At 36.2% G+C, this 19286-nt stretch carries 15 protein-coding genes; 8 read left to right on the forward strand and 7 right to left on the reverse strand.

Annotation, left to right across the window (positions count from 1 at the left end; all coding sequences use genetic code 11):
* Positions 1-324 precede the first annotated feature (324 nt).
* From L6471_RS09015 to L6471_RS09025, 3 genes are all read right to left on the reverse strand, one after another.
* Entirely contained in the window at positions 325-837 is a 513-nt protein-coding gene (locus L6471_RS09015; protein ID WP_237797193.1) for a DUF255 domain-containing protein, read from the reverse strand.
* Positions 838-858: 21 nt separating this feature from the next.
* The gene (locus tag L6471_RS09020; protein WP_237797194.1) at positions 859-1893 is read right to left on the reverse strand and encodes a threonine aldolase family protein; all 1035 of its coding nucleotides are present in this window, start codon (positions 1891-1893) and stop codon (positions 859-861) included.
* Positions 1894-2036: 143 nt separating this feature from the next.
* On the reverse strand, positions 2037-2513 hold the full coding sequence (locus L6471_RS09025) for an Lrp/AsnC family transcriptional regulator (RefSeq protein ID WP_094448930.1): 477 nt from the start codon (positions 2511-2513) through the stop codon (positions 2037-2039).
* Positions 2514-2742: 229 nt separating this feature from the next.
* On the opposite strand from L6471_RS09025, the gene metE reads away from it, so the two are divergent.
* Positions 2743-5046, forward strand: coding sequence for a 5-methyltetrahydropteroyltriglutamate--homocysteine S-methyltransferase (gene metE / locus L6471_RS09030; protein ID WP_237797195.1), 2304 nt, complete (start codon positions 2743-2745; stop codon positions 5044-5046).
* A 91-nt stretch (positions 5047-5137) separates the two neighbouring features.
* Here metE and L6471_RS09035 read toward each other — a convergent pair whose 3' ends face one another.
* Positions 5138-5575 (reverse strand): Hsp20/alpha crystallin family protein, encoded by a 438-nt coding sequence (locus L6471_RS09035; protein ID WP_006281345.1) that lies wholly within the window; start codon positions 5573-5575, stop codon positions 5138-5140.
* Positions 5576-5973: 398 nt separating this feature from the next.
* Here L6471_RS09035 and L6471_RS09040 point away from each other — a divergent pair, with 398 nt between their 5' ends.
* Positions 5974-6408 (forward strand): AT hook motif domain protein, encoded by a 435-nt coding sequence (locus tag L6471_RS09040; protein ID WP_237797196.1) that lies wholly within the window; start codon positions 5974-5976, stop codon positions 6406-6408.
* A gap of 194 nt (positions 6409-6602) precedes the next feature.
* Here L6471_RS09040 and L6471_RS09045 read toward each other — a convergent pair whose 3' ends face one another.
* From L6471_RS09045 to L6471_RS09055, 3 genes are all read right to left on the reverse strand, one after another.
* The gene (locus L6471_RS09045; protein WP_237797197.1) at positions 6603-9128 is read right to left on the reverse strand and encodes a glycosyl hydrolase 115 family protein; all 2526 of its coding nucleotides are present in this window, start codon (positions 9126-9128) and stop codon (positions 6603-6605) included.
* Between the two features lie 205 nt (positions 9129-9333).
* Positions 9334-9900: a xanthine phosphoribosyltransferase gene (gene xpt / locus L6471_RS09050; RefSeq protein WP_027452739.1), complete on the reverse strand. Its 567-nt coding sequence runs from the start codon at positions 9898-9900 to the stop codon at positions 9334-9336.
* Positions 9901-10474: 574 nt separating this feature from the next.
* Positions 10475-11134, reverse strand: coding sequence for a TetR/AcrR family transcriptional regulator (locus L6471_RS09055; RefSeq protein ID WP_083331727.1), 660 nt, complete (start codon positions 11132-11134; stop codon positions 10475-10477).
* 159 nt (positions 11135-11293) lie between these two features.
* On the opposite strand from L6471_RS09055, the gene L6471_RS09060 reads away from it, so the two are divergent.
* The 6 genes from L6471_RS09060 to L6471_RS09085 all read left to right on the forward strand — a co-directional run bounded on the left by L6471_RS09060 (position 11294) and on the right by L6471_RS09085 (position 19221).
* Positions 11294-13588, forward strand: a complete 2295-nt coding sequence (locus L6471_RS09060; RefSeq protein WP_027452741.1) for an NADP-dependent malic enzyme — start codon at positions 11294-11296, stop codon at positions 13586-13588.
* Positions 13589-14174: 586 nt separating this feature from the next.
* Positions 14175-14492, forward strand: coding sequence for a 50S ribosomal protein L21 (rplU, locus tag L6471_RS09065; protein ID WP_006283090.1), 318 nt, complete (start codon positions 14175-14177; stop codon positions 14490-14492).
* Positions 14493-14509: 17 nt separating this feature from the next.
* Entirely contained in the window at positions 14510-14797 is a 288-nt protein-coding gene (rpmA, locus tag L6471_RS09070; RefSeq protein ID WP_006283089.1) for a 50S ribosomal protein L27, read from the forward strand.
* Between the two features lie 249 nt (positions 14798-15046).
* Positions 15047-16339, forward strand: a complete 1293-nt coding sequence (gene serS / locus L6471_RS09075) for a serine--tRNA ligase (protein WP_027452742.1) — start codon at positions 15047-15049, stop codon at positions 16337-16339.
* A gap of 152 nt (positions 16340-16491) precedes the next feature.
* Entirely contained in the window at positions 16492-18840 is a 2349-nt protein-coding gene (locus L6471_RS09080; protein ID WP_237797198.1) for a bifunctional dihydroorotate dehydrogenase B NAD binding subunit/NADPH-dependent glutamate synthase, read from the forward strand.
* A gap of 12 nt (positions 18841-18852) precedes the next feature.
* The gene (locus L6471_RS09085) at positions 18853-19221 is read left to right on the forward strand and encodes a DMT family protein (protein WP_006283086.1); all 369 of its coding nucleotides are present in this window, start codon (positions 18853-18855) and stop codon (positions 19219-19221) included.
* Positions 19222-19286: the final 65 nt, after the last annotated feature.

The raw sequence follows: 19286 nt of genomic DNA on the forward strand, positions 1-19286 counted from the left end.
TTTACAATCTTTTTGTATGATTGCAAAGTTACTAGTTTTTTAGTAAAAAGTATGGTCTTATTTATGTTTCTTTCATTTTATATAATGAAATTACTCAACATTGCCCAATCCCCAATTAAGTATCTGTAAAAAAGTGTTTACATCTTGCGAAAGAATAGCATTGGCTGTTCTAACTCTTGGGCATTACTTGTATAAAACTGATTGGCCGCAACTGCGGATCTGATTTGATAATTAGATGTGTGGTGGAATATAGTCATGATGTTTAATGTTGTGTTCTATAATAATGTGTTTTTCTGTGGTTGGTAGGGGGGAAGCGGGAGTTGTTTACTTCCCGCTTTCTACAGCTTGAGGTGTCCAGTTCTTGAAGAATCTGATAACCTTATCTTTGCTATATCCCTGTCCTTCTTCAAGAAAACTTGAATCTTGAATATGAAGTACATCCCCTTTAGAATTTAATACCACAAATACCGGATAACCAAATCTGCTCGGATTACCCAAACGTTTGAGCATAGCCTCTGCTTGTGCATTTTTTTCTGCACCAGTAGACTTTCGAGGATTATAATTGACATGAATATACTCAAAGTTATTGGCAATAAGCTGGGCTATATCTTGGTCTTTTGTGATAAAATCTGCAAAGCGAAGACACCAAGGGCACCAGTTACCACCTACTTGACATACTATATATTTATGTTTGCCCTTTGCTTTAGAAAGAGCCTGATCGATTTGTTCTATTGGATTGATAGTCTCATCATAGACCTTTTTCAGTGGGGTCTGTGCATAAACAAAGGTTCCTAAAAGAACTACTATACTTGTTACGATAATTTTGCGAATAGTCATCTTGTTTTTTTTACTTGTTTTTTATAATTGTGCCAAAGCTTTATCTAAGCCTTCTATATCTTCTTTTGTAGTTGCCCAACTTGTTACAAATCGACACAAAAGATGCTTGTCATCAATCGGTTCCCAAATTTCAAAAGCAATATGCTTCATCAAGTGCTCTTTCTGTGATTTAGTTAATATAACAAATTGCTGGTTGGTAGGGGAGTCTACCCCCATCTTAATGCCATGTCGGGCAAACACTTCCTTTAGTTCCTCGGCACAGTTAATTGCATGTTTTGAAATCTTGAAATAAAGATTATTTGTAAACAGCGTATCAAACTGAATACCAAGCATTCTTCCTTTGGCTAATAAAGCACCATGACGTTTAACATGAGTAAAGAAGTAACGTGGTGCACGCATATTAGTAAATACCACAGCTTCACCAAACATTGCACCAACCTTGGTTCCACCAATATAGAATACATCACAGTGAGAAGCTAAATAAGGCAAATCAAAATCGCATTTTTGAGACATAAGTCCATAGCCTAATCGTGCTCCGTCTATATACAAGTAGAGATGATGTTTGCGACACACTTCATATATATCTGCTAACTCCTGTCGAGTATAGATGTCACCTAATTCAGTAGGCATAGTGATATAAACCATTCTAGGCTGTACCATGTGCTCGTAAGTTTCATCTGCTAAGAAGTTCTTCATGTAATGGTCTATTTCTTCTGCTTGAAGTTTACTTCCGTTACTTGGAATGTTAAGCACCTTGTGGCCAGAAGCTTCCACTGCACCTGATTCATGTACACTAATATGAGCAGTTTGAGCTGCAATTACACCCTCATATCCTGCACAAAGTCCGTCTATAACAGTTGCATTAGTCTGTGTTCCACCAATTAGGAAAAAAATCTCAGCTTGTTCTAGTCCACAAGCCTTTTTTATTTTTTCTTTAGCACTCGTGCAAAATGCATCAAATCCATATCCGGATGTTTTTTCACTATTGGTTTCAACAAATCTCTTCAATATTTCTGGCTGCACGCCATTGTCGTAATCACTTTCAAACGATATCATTTTTACCTTAGCCTATTTTGTTTGCTTCAAATGTAGTAATTTTTTATGGAAGACTAATTAAAATCGAGCTTAAATTTACATTTAGGCTTAAATTTCGCTGTAAGAAGGCAAAATTAAAAGTATATTATTTCAAAAAAAACTATTTATCTAGGTATAGTCACACCTCTTGTATTTTTGGTTTCATCGATAACAAAGATACTGTGTAGGCTACCCACACATTCTATAGTTCCCAAAGTGTTAAGCATAAATTGCTGATATGCTTTCATATCGCGTGAATATACTTTTATTAAAAAGTCGTAATCACCACTTGTATTAAAACATTCTGTTATTTCTGGTATAGATTGTACTGCATCCATAAATTCTTGAATAAGTTTCTGAGTGTGTTGTTTAAGCCTGATATTACATAACACAAGTATTCCGTTGCCAACTTTCTGCGGATCTACGACAGCCATATATCGTTGTATATATCCCTCACGCTCCAAACGCTTTTGCCTTTCAAAGGTTGGTGATGGTGAAAGGTGAACCCGAGCTGCCAATTCTTTGACGGTCAAATCAGAATTTTGTTGAAGAATTCTCAATATCTTGATATCAACATCATCTAATGTGTAATTACTTTCCATATAATTTTCGATTAAATTGATTTAATTGTTTTCTATAAGTTATTCAAATCCTACTTGAATATTCCTATATTGCTCATATACGCAGAATTTTATTCTGCTAAAACATATTATTTGCTACAAAGTTAGTATATTTTTCCGAATATTCAAGAAATTTTGTCTTGCTAATATTTTTTTTCTACTTTTGTCAAAGAAATAAACATAGAACAAAATTATCGTATAAATAAGAAAGATGACAAACAAGAACATTGTAAAGACTAATGTGTTGGGCTATCCACGCATAGGTAAGGATCGCGAACTGAAGCGAGCACTAGAAAGCTATTGGAAAGGAAATTCCACAAAAGAAGAGTTACTCGAAGTTGCAAAAAATCTTCGTGCGGAGAATTGGAAACTAATGCAGCAGGCAGGTATAGATCTAATTCCAAGCAATGACTTTTCTTTGTACGACCAGATGTTGGACATGAGCTTTATGCTTGGGGCTATACCAGAACGTTATGATTCTTTATGTCAGGATAAGCTAAAATTATATTTTGCAATGGCTCGTGGGTATCAAAAAGATGGACAGGATGTTATAGCTATGGAGATGACTAAATGGTTTGATACGAACTATCATTACATAGTGCCAGAATTTACTCACGATATGCTATTCACTTGCTTCGATACAAAAATCGTCGATGAATTTATGGAAGCTAAATCGCTAGGTATATTGACCAAGCCTGTGCTTATTGGCCCCGTTAGCTATCTTCTTTTAGGCAAAGAGAAAGAAGAACATTTTAACAGACTTGATCTCTTACCTAAGTTGCTTCCAGTTTATGCAGAATTGCTAGAACAGTTGAAGATTAGAGGAGCTCAGTGGATTCAAATAGACGAACCATGTCTGGTTACTGATTTAGATGAACGTACTAAGAAAGCATATACTGAAGCTTATAACTATTTGAGTGATAAGGTTAAACCAAATATTATTTTAACCTCTTATTTTGGTAGTCTTGGGGATAATGAATCTTTGGCTATTAGTCTTCCTGTTCAAGCAATTCATGTAGATATTGTAAGAGCTCCAGAGCAGTTGAACATAGTTAAGCGTTTACCAAAAGATAAGATACTCTCACTTGGTCTTATAGATGGACGCAATATTTGGAAAAGTAATCTTGAAACTGTCCACGAACAGGCGCATGAGGCAATATGTACTTTAGGACATAATCGTGTTATATTAAGTACAAGTTGTTCGCTACTTCATGTACCATACGATCTTGAAGTTGAACATAATGAGCAAGTCTTACCGAAAAGTATCAAACGATACATGGCTTTTGCACGACAAAAAATAGACGAATTAACATTATTGAAAACACGTACTACAGGTCAAATCGTTGATTCATGTATTAAGGCTTTTGTCACCAACGAAAATGATATGCGAAGCAAGCGTCAATCTGAAGAAATCCACGATGATGCTGTAAAAAGTCGTATTGCTGCGATACAGTCTTCTGACTTTAATCGAAAAAGTGAATATGCTCAACGAAGTATAGTTCAGCGTAGACATTTACACTTGCCACAATACCCAACAACTACTATAGGATCTTTTCCTCAAACTTCAGAGGTAAGATCTTGGCGTGCAGCTTATCGTAAAGGACATTTAACAAACGAGGAGTATACACGTCTTTTGGAGGAAGAAACACGTAAGTGTGTTAAGTGGCAAGAAGAAATAGGCCTCGATGTGCTTGTTCATGGAGAATTTGAGCGCAATGATATGGTTGAATATTTCGGTGAACAATTAGATGGCTTCACTTTCACACAGAAGGGCTGGGTACAAAGTTATGGAAGCAGATGCGTGAAACCTCCTATAATATATGGTGATGTGAAGAGACCTCATGCTATGACTGTTAAATGGACAAAATATGCACAGTGTATTAGTAATAAACCGATGAAGGGAATGCTGACCGGTCCAGTTACAATTCTCGAGTGGAGTTTTGTACGCAATGATCAACCACTCGAGGATACTTGCAAGCAAATTGCATTGGCAATACGTGATGAAGTTCTTGATTTAGAGAAAAATGGTATAAGTGTTATCCAAATAGACGAACCTGCTATACGTGAAGGATTACCACTTCGCCGCAAAGATTGGGATAATTATTTGAAATGGGCAGTAGACTGCTTCAGATTGTCAGCAGCAGGAGTAAAGGACGAAACTCAAATACATACTCACATGTGCTATTCTGAATTTAATGATATTATTAAACACATAGCACGAATGGATGCAGATGTTATTACTATCGAATGTTCGCGCTCACAGATGGATTTACTCGATGTCTTCCGAGAATTTAAATATCCTAACGAGATAGGACCAGGTGTTTATGATATTCATTCTGCACGTGTTCCTGCAGTCAATGAAATGGTTGTACTGCTTCATAAAGCCTCAAAATTAATACCTGCCGAAAGGTTATGGGTAAATCCAGACTGTGGACTTAAAACACGAGGTTGGAAAGAAACTAAAGCTGCATTATTGAATATGGTACAGGCAGCAAAGGAAGCAAGAGCTATTTAACAAAAAATCCTGAAAGAAGCATATTCTTAAATAATATGCTATCTTTCAGGCATTTTCATTGCTTTAAATCTACAATTTTAGTTATTTACACTTATGCAACTTCTATTTTCTTCGTGCTACGGGGCTCATCTTTAGGATTAAGCTTTGGCAATAGTATTTCAAGAACACCATTTTCTACCTTTGCAGAAATTTTATCTTTATCAACATCTTCTGGTAGGGTATAAGCCTGTTGATAATTTGAATACGAGAATTCACGACGAATATAATGTTCTTTCTTGTTTTCCTGTTTATGTTCCAATTTGTTCTCAATAGCGATATTCAAATTTCCATCGTTATCTAAATCCATGCGAACAAACTCTTTCTTCAAACCAGGAGCAGCGATATCCATAATATAAGATTTTTCATTTTCTCTTACATTAACAGCTGGTGCAGTAGCGTTGATGCGTGGCATTAAGTCGGTATCAAAGAAACTGTCATCAAACCAATTGTTTAACCAATTCTGTTCATTGTTTCTACGAGCTAACAACATAATTAATACCTCCAATTATTTTTTTATCCTTTATTTATCTATTGAAACTATTACTTAATTTCAGGCTCATCTGCCTTAAATCTAGCTTTCGTTTCACTTGATATTATGCAATGAATATGCCACCGAGTAGTATTATGCCGATTTGACATCAAAGTATAATTATTTTAAACTTTTCTGCCAAAATAGCAGTTTTATATGTGTAGATAAATAACTTTATAATGATAGAGGACTTTTGTATATCTATATTTTTAATATAATAACACCTATTTATCATAATGCCGATTATGTTCTAATATGATAGTTAGTCGCGGAGTACTTTTTTAGTAAGCGTCCAATTTCGACCCTTGTGGTAAAAAACGACCCTTTTTAACTTTGCATGGTCAATAAATAAAACGATTATGCAAACAGACGAAAGAACAATTTCAGATGCAGAACTGGAACGATTATGGTTTCTGTATCAAATGGAAGGTGCTCCAAATAATATTCCGCTTATAGAGTTCTGTGTTAGTCGCGGAGTGCCTTTTTATCTTTTTGATCGATATGCCAATGAGCATATCAAGAATAAAATTGAGCCAGTAACTATAACAGGCCTTCCTGTGCCTCAAAAGAAACGTGGTCGTCCTCGAAAAATTCAAAATTCAGAAGCATGCGACCAATTGGCTGGAAATTCCCCAAAAATGAAAGCTAAAGTATCAGCTGTTATACAGTTGTATTCATCTTTATGTCCAGAAATCGTAGACGCATACGACTTATCTATTATGAAACAGGCTTATTATATGAACGAGAAAACATTCTATAATAAAGATTACTACTTAAAGTTAATACTTAAATAAATTATTCTTTAAATTATCTATTTTTTCTCTAGATTGATATTTATTAGACTGCTCTATATCTTTGATGTTATCTTGATGTTTTCTGAATATGTACATAATTATTATGATAAATAGCCAAAAGGCATTTTAGGTTATCTTGCAGAGAAAATATTGAAATTTCTCTGCAAGATAACCTAAAAATCATTTAATAGCTCTTATTTATGTTTTGCTGATTCTTTCATAAATAAGTATGAAGGCTTGTATCCCCCTGCATCTACGATTATTTTTTCAAAGACAATGCCAGCATCTTTAGGATGTATTGTCAAAGTATGCCATTCTCCCGCTTTACCGGTTTCAACGGGCAATTCAATGACATTTTCAACGACTCTCCTTGCGATTGTTGGATAATATTTATTGTATATATTCTCAGGTTTTTCGTTCAGATCTCCATTAAAATTAACGGTTTTAACATTGCATCCATCAAGCGCTACTTCATATTCCATTCCTCCTTTATTCAAATAATCCAATGTAGATTTCACTATAACATGAATTTTAAATGTATTTGCTCCATCTTCCATAGGATTTAGACGAAATCTGTAGGTTAAAGACGCATTATTTGTCGATTCTGTATATGGTTGAACAGCCATACCGCTTAGGGTTCTTCCTATGAAAGGAAGTTCTTTCCATTGAGCATTATTGGCATCAGATTTACTATAATAATGAGCGGCCTCTATTGATATATATGCCGTTTTATCATCAAAAATATATCCACCATTCTGAGGAGCAGATAAATGCATGAGTTCTGGCAATTTGTTTTTAGGGAACGCATCATTCCACGAAGTATAGCCTATATGTTTTTGATCCATCATATGGTTCCATTTACCTCCTGCAATCTCATGATTGTAACTTGCACATAGTAATGAATCTCGAAGAAATGCCTCTTCTGCTTTTTTAGCCCAATTTTCACAAGAGATATCACCAAGTTTTGCCAAATAGTGATTCATAGCCACAGCATAGTACATCTGATAAAGATTAGCCATAGCTTGGATAGGAAAAAGAATAATCTGTTTATAGGTATCATGAAGATTACTCGGCAACTCGTTATATAGTCTCAAAGCTTCTGCTTCTAGAGTCATATACTCTCCTACTACTTCTTTCCATTCACCAGTTTCTACATTATATGTATTAGCATCAAGCATCTCTGGAGTGACTCTACCATTTAGCCAACCATTTTTATTAAGCAAATCTGCTGCTTGTTTTGCATATTTAACTCCCAATTGCTGGGCACAGAAATTTTGGGTATGTTCAATTACATCTGTACAAGAAAATCTATCAGGATTCCATGCCATGTCAAGAAAATAGCTTATAGGATATTCCATAGGTTTGAGATCACCTACATTTAGTATCCACATTTTCTGAATACCATGATTGAAGGCAAGCGACAATTGCTCTTGCATATTTTGAGTAGGTGTAACATTGAGCCATTTAGTATTGCGAGGCGCTCCCACATAATCTACATGATAATATAATCCCCATCCTCCTTTATGATTAAGATCCTTTCCGGTAGGTACACGTCTGACATTTCCCCAGTTATCATCACATAACATCATAATAACGTCATCAGGTACACGCATACCTTTGTCGTAATAATCCATGACCTCTTTATACAAGGCCCAAACTTGTGGAGTTTTTTCTGCTTTTTTTCCTGTTACATCTGCTATAATTTTACGTTGATCGTCGATGATATTCTGCATGAGTTTTATGTTTCCAGTACCATCCATTTCTTCGTCGCCATCCCCGCGCATACCTATAGTTACCATTGTTTCCCAATTTTTTGCACGCTCTATACCTCCTCGCCAAAACTCACGTAATTCTTTTCCGTTTTTCATATAGTTCCATTCACCATGACCTTTTCTTCTTTTCCAGTCTTGTTGTGCACATGCCATAGGTTCATGGTGTGATGTGCCCATTATGATTCCCATCTTATTTGCTAATACACCATTTTCAGGATCATCATCATAAAACGCATTTCCCCACATAGCTGGCCACATATAATTGGCTTTAAGGCGAAGTAAAAGCTCAAATATATGTGAATAACACTTGTGATTTTGACCTCCAAATTTCTCATTACTCCACTGTGCAAAACATGGATGCTCATCATTAATGAATATACCACGATATGCTACAGCAGGTTCACCATCTGTATAAATTCCTTTTTTAAAATAAATATTCTTATGTTTTTCAGCTGGCACATCTAACCACCAATACCAAGGTGATACGCCTATCTGTTTAGATAATTCGTATACACCATATATAGTGCCTCTTTTATCACTGCCCGCTATAATTAGAGCTTTTTTTACCCCCTTCATAGGATTATCTACCAGCTGAATAATATATTTCTCATGTTTGCCGACTAATGATTTCTTATTGATTTTGCCAGTAGCCATTAGTTTCTTTATAAAACTGGACTTTAAGCTACCAATGATTATGCACGAACTGCATGTAGCGGTCGACTGCAATGTGGGTTTATTACCAGTAACTGATTGAAAGTCATTTTGTAAATTATTGATGGCCATTTGTATACCCTCATCTTCTAGAGAGTCACATAGCAAATTGACAACTTGCCCGTTTTGTGCAAGGGCAAACGATTCTACGCTAGGCGCATATGAAATAAATTTTTCAGCTGAAAATGATATTGTAGCTGAAAACATACAAAATACAGAAATAATTAGTCTTTTCATTATTAAGTTGATTATTTAAGTTTTTAGACTTATATTATGAGTAAAATCGCAATTGTATTGCGAATGCAAAGGTAATAATAACTCTTTGATTATTTTTTGCGAATATTTTCAAATAGTTTATCTATTGTTACATTAGATAAAAAAAGGCACTCAAATAATGAGTGCCATCGATAGTTTTTAAAATTTTACCTAGAAAATATAAACATTATCTAAGTTTTATTTCACAATTATCAAGAGAATCAACTATAGCTAGACTTTCTACACGAATGCCCATATTTTCAAGAACCTCTCTACCGTGTTGAAAAGCTTTTTCTATGATAAAGCCCATGCCCACTAATTCTGCCCCTGCCTGCTGACATATATCTGCAATACCTTTAGCAGCATTTCCATAAGCTAAGAAATCATCTATAAAAAGAACCCTATCGTCGGGAGATAAATATTCTTTGGCAATTACAACATTATAATCACGTTGCTTCGTAAACGAATGTATTTTTGTGCGATACATATTATCCATTGTAGAAGGAGTCTTTTTCTTTGCGAATACAACAGGTAAATCTAGTAGTAAACCTACGATAATAGATGGTGCTATGCCACTAGCTTCAATTGTAAGAATTTTAGTAATTTTAGTATCCGAAAATAGTCGAATAAACTCGATGGCTTCTTTTTTGAGTAAATTAGGATCCATCTGATGATTAACGAAACTGTCTACTTTTAAGATACCTCCAGGAAGGCATTTGCCATCCTTCAGTATACGCTCTTTTAATATGTCCATTTCTCGCTTTTTAATATTTGATGCATGCAAATGTACAAAAAATATTTTAATTATCTCAAATTTATCAAGTGCATTAAACCGCATTTTTGAATTTTACGGACAAGAACCCTCATGAGGTTTGCGTATTTGAAATTGCGATGTAAGAATGTCTCAAATACGTGAATTTTGAAGAATTTTCGTATCTATCTGAATATCAACACGTTACACATTTAGCATTTCTTCGATTCAAGAAATGGGCGCCAAAACCACAGGTCCTAGGGGTCGAAAGCTTAGGGTTGATGCGATAAGGTCATAGAGTTTAGCGAACAAAGTCTTAGCTTTCGACCCCTAGGACCTGTGGTTTTGGCGGGAGAAAAAATCGAGGGGAAGAAAAAAGACCAAACAGGCCGATCAAAAGTTGAATATTTTGAGCTAGATGACGATTTTTGAAAACGCTGTTTTTTAACAAATTATTTGACAGCAGATCCATTACAGACAGAAAATAGTCAAAACTATTAACTCATGAATCCACTTTAAAAACAATAATAATGTTGTTTACACAGTAAAAAGATATAATATGGGGAATTAGATCAAATTACAATTCATCTAACTTAGAAACAATTTTATTCATCTCATCGAATCCTTTGGACGTACAGAATCCTTGAATAATGACAACCAAATAATTACGAATTATGGAATTAATACTCAAGGAATGATATAATTTTTGATTCATGACATTGAGCATAGTTATATTTATTAAATGTGTAAGCACATCATAATCAATATCATTTCTGAAGTATCCATCCTCTATTCCTCGAGTGATAAACTCTCTTGTCTGAAGTTGATCTTTTTCATGCACCTCCTTATAATATTCTATGACTTCAGGAAATTTATCGTGCAAATTACTATAAAACTCTGAACTAATTTTACGATTGTTAGTCATCTTTTCACGGAAGTATTCTAGTAAAATATCCATTACACTATGTCCTGGCTGGCTAGCATACTCCTTCATTTTGATATTAAATTCCTCAGTTCGCTTGACACATGCCTGGTAGACTAAAGTCTTTTTATCAGTAAATAGTTCATACATAGTACGTTTAGAGATACCCATTTTACTAGCGATATCATCCATTTTAACGGTCTTAATACCATTAACTAAAAATTCCTCAATAGCCACATCAAGTATTTTACCACGCAACTCAATGCGGTATTTAGACATACCTTTAATTCTCTGAATCTTAACTGCTCGTGTCATAAAAGTAAACGTTTACGTTGCAAAGTTACAAAAAAAATGAAAAATGCGTTACTTTTCTATTGTTTTTTATTAACTTTGTAAACAGACTACAATAATTAAGGTAAAAATGCATGTGTTGCACAAACACCTTCTAAAAACTTCTAAACCAAACGACAATTTATGGTAAAGATTACAAAGGAGGCAGCGCTCGCCTATCATGAGAATGGGCGCCCTGGAAAAATCGAAGTAAAGCCTACTAAAGCTTATCGTACACAGACAGATTTAAGTCTAGCGTATTCGCCTGGCGTGGCATTTCCATGTCTGGAAATCCAGTCAAATCCTAATGATGTCTACAAATATACCGACAAAGGTAATCTCGTTGCTGTTATAAGTAATGGTACTGCAGTATTAGGCCTTGGTGATATCGGTGCTATGAGTGGTAAACCAGTCATGGAAGGCAAAGGATTGCTCTTTAAAATTTATGGTGGTGTAGACGTCTTTGATATCGAGGTTGATGAAAAAGATCCAGAAAAGTTCTGCGAAGCTGTTGAAAAGATTGCTCCAACTTTTGGCGGAATTAACCTTGAAGATATTAAGGCTCCTGAATGTTTCTATATTGAAGAAAGACTAAAAAAGACGCTTGACATCCCTGTTATGCATGATGATCAGCATGGCACTGCTATTATTTCGTCTGCTGGGTTGATTAATGCACTTGAAGTAGCTGGTAAAAAAATTGAGGATGTAAAAATCGTTGTTAATGGTGCCGGCGCAGCAGCAATTAGTTGTACAAAATTGTATTGTGCTCTTGGAGCCCAGCGTAAAAACATATTAATGCTCGATTCTAAGGGTGTTATTACTAGTGATCGTGAGGGTTTAAATGAACAGAAAAAGTACTTTGCTACAGATCGTCGTGATGTTCATACTCTTGAAGAGGCTATTAAGGGTGCTGATGTATTTTTAGGTTTAAGCAAAGGTAATGTCCTGACACAGGACATGGTTCGCTCTATGGCAGACACTCCTATCGTTTTTGCTTTGGCTAATCCTGTTCCTGAGATAAGCTATGAAGAAGCTATGGAAAGCCGTCCTGATGTACTAATGAGTACAGGACGTAGCGATTACCCTAACCAAATAAACAATGTTATTGGTTTCCCATATATCTTCCGCGGTGCTCTTGATGTTCATGCAAAAGCTATCAATGAAGAAATGAAACTTGCTGCGGTTCGTGCTATTGCGGACTTAGCAAAACAGCCTGTTCCAGATATCGTAAATTCTGTATATCATGTAACAGATTTAACATTTGGCCCTAAATATTTTATTCCAAAACCAGTTGATCCACGACTTATTACTGAAGTAAGTGCAGCAGTAGCTAAGGCGGCCATGGATAGTGGCGTCGCTCGTGTTTCGATTACTGACTGGAATGCATATAAAGATAGATTACGCCAACTCTTGGGACAAGAAACCAAGTTGACACGAAAGATTCATGAAACAGCTCGTCTTCATCCACAGCGTGTTGTTTTTGCAGAAGGTGGTCACCCTACAATGATGAAAGCTGCTGTTCAGGCAAAGACAGAAGGTTTCTGTACCCCTATTTTGCTTGGTAATCCAGATCGCCTTAATCGTTTGGCCCACCGTCTAAAGCTTGATTTGAGCGAAATTCAGATTATCGATATGCGTGCAGACCAAGAGCAAGGACGTCGCGCTACTTATGCAAAGCATTTAGCAGAAAAACGCGCACGCGAAGGATTTACTTTTGAGGAAGCTTACGATAAGATGTATGAGCGTAACTACTTTGGTATGTCAATGGTAGAAAATGGTGATGCAGATGCTTTCATTACAGGTTTGTATACCCGATATAGTAATACTATTAAAGTAGCTAAGGAAGTTATTGGTATTCGTAAAGAATATAATACATTCGGCACAATGCATATTGTTAACTCTCCTAAGGGCGTTTATTTTATCTCTGATACTCTAATTAATCGTCATCCCGACCAAAATGTACTTATTGATATAGCCAAACTTAGTGCGCATACTGTACGTTTCTTTAATGAAGAGCCTGTTATTGCTATGTTAAGTTATAGTAACTTTGGTACAGACTTAGGTGGTAGTCCAGTTAAAGTACATGATGCAGTTGCCTATATGCAAGAAAAGTATCCAGACCTTGCGATAGATGGTGAAATGCAAGTTAATTTTGCTCTAAACAAGCAATTACGTGATGATAAATATCCATTTACTCGCCTTAAAGGTAAGGATGTCAATACTTTAGTATTCCCAAATTTAAGTAGTGCTAATGGTGCATATAAATTCCTTCAAGGTTTGAGCCCTGATTCTGAAATCATTGGTCCTATTCAGATGGGATTGAACAAACCTATTCACTTTACTGATTTTGAAAGTAGTGTAGCTGATGTGGTAAATGTTACGGCTATAGCATGTATTGATGCATATGTAGAAAAAGTAAAAAAATACAATGATGACTAATCATATTAGTAAAAACTAATTATTAGCGTTTAAATAAGGTATAAGTCCTTCAGACTCTTTCTGTCTGAAGGACTTATTTATATATAGCAAGAACTATATAATATAGTAAACTTTAATCAAGTAACATTTATTCTGTGTAAAATTAATATTTTTAAAAAACACTAAAGAAAGGTCATTTTAGGTCCAAAAATACTAAAATTAAAACGATTGCATTAATTTCTTTTTAAAAGATGTTAATGTTAACGCACACAATCATATCATCTTAAAAAAAACTTGGAAGATGTTTGCAAACTATAAAAAAAGATTTAAATTTGCTACCGTTATCCTGAAAACAATCTTTTTACCTTAAGAAAAACTAATACCTATTGAAGATTTGGAGCGGTTGCCTGCGAAGGTCATCGCTTTTTTTTATCAAACATAGGCGACAATCTATAATATTTCTTAAAAAAACATTTTTCTGTTAATTCATTCTTTATTAATTAAAAATATATTCGTAATTTTGCAGCCGATTTAGTCTGTTCGGGCTCAAATAAGTGTAGACAAAAGTCGACCGCCTGGCAGAGAAAACCGTTTATATTATAAAATAATGTACGCAATCGTAGAAATTAACGGTCAGCAGTTCAAAGCTGAGGAAGGCAAAAAGCTTTTCGTGCACCGCATCAAAGATGCAGAAGCTGGCAAAACTGTTGAGTTTGACAAAGTTCTTCTTGTAGACAAAGAAGGCAATGTCACAGTAGGTGCTCCAACTGTAGATGGTGCAAAAGTAGTAGTAGAAGTAGTGAACCCACTTGTTAAGGGTGACAAGGTCATCGTTTTCAAGATGAAGCGTCGCAAGGACTATCGCGTTCGCAATGGTCATCGTGCACAGTTCACTGAAGTAACAGTTAAATCAGTAATCGCTTAAATTAGGAGGATTTCAAGATGGCACATAAAAAAGGTGTTGGTAGTTCTAAGAACGGTCGTGAGTCTCATTCAAAACGTTTAGGCGTTAAGATCTGGGGTGGTCAGAGCATCATCGCTGGTAACATTATCGTTCGTCAGCGTGGTAATAAGCACTATGCAGGTGAGAATGTTGCTCAGGGTAAAGACGATACTCTTTACGCTCTTGCAGATGGATTGGTATACTTCCACAAAGGCAAGAAGAACAAGAGTACAGTATCTGTTCTTTCACCAGAAGCTTACGCAGCTAAAACAAAGGCTGAAGCTTAATTAAAGATAATATCTTATTCCAAACAAACAATAGAAGCCAACTCTATGGAGTTGGCTTTCTTCGTATGCATTATTTCCACCTTACTGAAATTGTATAATTCACTTATCAATTTTTATATTTTCTACCCTGTTCTTGATCTTTATTCTTTTTGCCAACTATTTTTCTAAACAAATTTTTGGCTATTCCCTATGTTTTTTGTATTTTTGCGATTAAATATAAAATAAAATTTTAAAGAAAAAGTATAGAATATGCTTACACTTAAACTGATCAGCGAAAATACTGAAAAGGTGATCAAGGGCCTTGAGAAAAAACACTTTGATGGTGCACGAGAGGCTATCGAAAAAGTTTTGGAATTTGACAAAGCACGTCGCGAAGCTCAACAGAAGCTCGACAATAATAAGGCCCAGCAAAATCAGTTGGCCAAGCAGATTGGTGGATTGATGAAAGAAGGCAAAAAAGACGAAGCTAATGCCATAAAGGAACAAGTAGCTGCTCTTAAGGTAACAGATGCAGAACTTAAGGCCGAAATGGACAAGGCCGAAAAGAATATGACAGAAACACTGTTATCTATCCCTAATGTACCAAATGATGATGTACCAGAAGGTAAAGATGCAGCTGATAATGTAGTAGTTAAAGAAGGTGGACTTAAGCCAGAACTTCCAGAAGATGCTCTATGCCACTGGGATCTTCTGAAAAAATATAATTTGGTTGATTTTGACCTTGGTGTTAAAATTACCGGTGCTGGCTTCCCAATATATCTTGGTAAAATGGCTCGTTTCCAACGTGCGCTGGAAGCTTTCTTCCTAGATGAGGCTCGTAAAAGTGGATATCTAGAAGTTCAACCTCCTTATGTCGTTAATGAAGCTTCTGGTTATGGTACAGGTCAGCTTCCTGACAAAGAAGGTCAGATGTATCACGCAAACCTTGACAATCTTTATCTTATCCCTACTGCAGAGGTACCTGTTACTAACATTTTCCGCGATGTTATTCTTGATGAAAAGGACCTTCCTATAAAGCGTTGTGCTTATTCAGCGTGCTTCCGTCGTGAGGCAGGCTCCTATGGTAAAGATGTACGTGGTTTGAATCGTCTTCACCAATTTGACAAAGTGGAAATCGTTCGTCTTGATACTCCTGAGCATTCATATGAAAGTTTGAAAGAGATGATGGATCACGTAGAAGGCTTATTAAAGAAACTCGAATTGCCATACCATATTCTTCGTCTTTGCGGTGGTGATATGAGTTTTACATCTGCTATCTGTTATGACTTTGAGGTTTGGAGCGCAGCTCAGAAAAGATGGCTTGAAGTTTCTTCAGTGTCTAATTTTGAAAGCTACCAGGCTAACCGCTTGAAGTGTCGATTCCGCAGAAGTGAAACTAAAAAGACAGAGCTTGTTCATACTTTGAATGGATCTGCTTTAGCTCTTCCACGTATAGTAGCTTCTATCATTGAAAACAATCAAACCCCAGAGGGTATTCGTGTACCTAAGGTACTTGTACCTTACTGTGGCTTCGAAATGCTTGACGATAAGAATTTCGATTAAAAACTAAAATAGATATAGAGTAGAGGTTAAACCTTACCTCTACTCTATTTTGTTATCAACTCTCTCATAAGATCTATTTTTCTATCTAACTAACTCCTCAATTTTATACAAGAAACAAATATAACATTTATAATACCAGTAAAACTAAAAGAATGAACAAGATCGTAAGTAAACAGCAGTTCTCTGAAAGAGTCTTTAAATTTGAAATAGAGGCTCCTTTGATTGCAAAGAGTCGAAAAGCCGGCAACTTTGTAATTGTACGTGTAGATAAAAAAAGTGAACGCATGCCTTTGACTATTGCTGATGCTGATGTCGAGAAAGGTACAATTACTCTCGTTGTACAAGAGGTGGGACTGTCATCTACTAAACTTTGTAACCTCAGCGAGGGTGATAACGTAGCTGATATTGTTGGACCTCTTGGAAATCCAACTCATATTGAAAATTTCGGAACAGTTATTTGTGCAGGTGGTGGTGTTGGTGTTGCACCAATGCTTCCTATTATAAAAGCCCTAAAAGCTGCAGGTAACCGTGTACTCTCCGTTCTTGCGGGTCGTAATAAAGATCTTATTATTATGGAGGATGATGTACGCGCAAATTCTGATGAAACTCTCATTATGACAGATGATGGTAGCGCTGGCGAAAAAGGAGTGGTTACTGTTGGTATAGAAAAGTTTATAAAGCAGGAGCACATCGACAAAGTATTTGCCATAGGGCCTCCTATCATGATGAAATTCTGCTGTCTTCTTACTCAAAAATATAATCTACCTACTGATGTATCGCTTAACACTATTATGGTGGATGGTACCGGTATGTGTGGAGCTTGCCGTCTGACAATAGGTGGTAAAACCAAATTTGTCTGCATAGATGGACCAGAATTTGATGGTGCCCTTGTTGATTGGGACGAAATGTTCAAGCGAATGGGTACATTCAAAGCTGTAGAGCGTGAAGAGATGGAGCACTATCAGGACCATATTAATCAAGTCGATAATAACTTGGTTGTCGAAAAAACAGATATTGCGATGGACGTAGAGCCTACAAATGAAACTGTAGAAGAACTTACTGATCGTAACTCTGTATGGCGAAAGGAATTACGTGCTTCTATGAAACCTAAAGAACGCTCTGCTATTGACCGTGCAATCATGCCAGAACTCGATCCTGTGTATCGTGCAACTACACGTTTGGAAGAAGTTAATATAGGATTAACAAAAGAACAGGCACTACTTGAGGCAAAACGCTGTTTAGATTGCGGTAAACCTTCATGCGTAGAAGGCTGTCCTGTAAATATCAACATTCCTTCATTTGTTAAGAATATAGAGCGCGGCCAGTTTCTTGCAGCTGCTAAAGTCTTGAAAAATACATCAGCCCTCCCTGCCGTTTGTGGACGAGTTTGTCCACAAGAAAAGCAATGTGAAAGTAAATGTATTCACATTAAAATGGGTGGTAAAGCTGTTGCTATTGGCTATTTGGAACGATTTGCTGCTGATTATGAGCGACAGAGCGGACAGGTTGCATTACCACAAATGGCCACTCCTAATGGCATTAAGGTTGCAGTTGTTGGTTCTGGCCCTGCGGGGTTAAGTTTTGCTGGTGATATGGTAAAGAAAGGCTATGATGTATTTGTATTCGAAGCACTTCATGAAATAGGAGGCGTACTGAAATATGGTATACCAGAGTTCAGATTACCAAATCGTATTGTTGATGTAGAAATAGAGAACCTTCGTAAAATGGGAGTTCATTTTATTACAGACTGTATAGTCGGTAAAACTATTTCTGTAGAGGAGTTAGAAGAAAAAGGATTTAAGGGTATTTTTGTAGCATCAGGTGCAGGCTTGCCTCGCTTTATGAATATACCTGGCGAAAATGCCTTAAATATTATGTCTTCCAACGAGTATCTTACTCGTGTAAACTTGATGGACGCAGCAGACCCAACAACAGATACCCCTATTAATTTGGGTAAAAAGGTAATCGTTGTTGGCGGTGGAAATACTGCAATGGACTCATGTAGAACAGCTAAACGCTTAGGTGCAGAGGTCGCTATCGTATATCGCCGCTCTGAACAAGAAATGCCAGCCCGTCTTGAGGAAGTAAAACATGCAAAAGAAGAAGGTATCAACTTTATGACCCTTCACAATCCAAAAGAATATCTTGTAGATGAGAATGGTGCAGTAAAAGCTGCAGTTCTTGAAGTGATGGAACTAGGCGAACCGGATGAATCTGGACGTCGTAGTCCTGTTCCTACAGGTGAGACAGTTACTATGGAATGTGATCAGGTAATTGTGGCTATAGGTGTTTCACCTAATCCACTGGTACCTAATAGTATTCCTGGTCTGGAGCTAGGCCGCAAAAATACAATTGCCGTAAATGACGAAATGCAATCATCACGTAGCGATCTCTTTGCAGGAGGTGATATTGTTCGTGGTGGTGCAACTGTAATTCTCGCCATGGGTGATGGACGTAAGGCAGCAGCCAACATGGATAAGAAGCTTCAGGCTGATGTTTAATTAAAATTTGAAATGAACGCATTTTATACAGTATTATTACTCCTACTAAGTAATACATTCATGACATTAGCTTGGTATGGACATTTAAAATTACAAGAAACAGGGGTCAGTAACAACTGGCCTCTGTTAGCTGTTATCGCATTTAGTTGGGGTATTGCTTTTTTTGAATATTGTTGTCAAGTACCCGCAAATCGTATAGGTTTTATAGATAATGGTGGACCTTTTACATTGGTACAACTTAAAGTTATTCAGGAAGTAATCTCATTAATAGTTTTTGCTATTATTGCTAATATTCTTTTCCAAGGACAGAGTTTGCATTGGAATCATTTTGCAGCATTTGCATGTTTACTAGCTGCTGTTTATTTCGTTTTTATGAAGTAGAACATGGAATGGTAAAAAAAGTCAAAACTTTTGTTCTATTACTAGAAAAAATGTAACTTTGTATT

The organism is Segatella bryantii, assembly GCF_022024215.1.
In the GTDB taxonomy this organism is placed as follows: Bacteria; Bacteroidota; Bacteroidia; order Bacteroidales; family Bacteroidaceae; genus Prevotella; species Prevotella bryantii.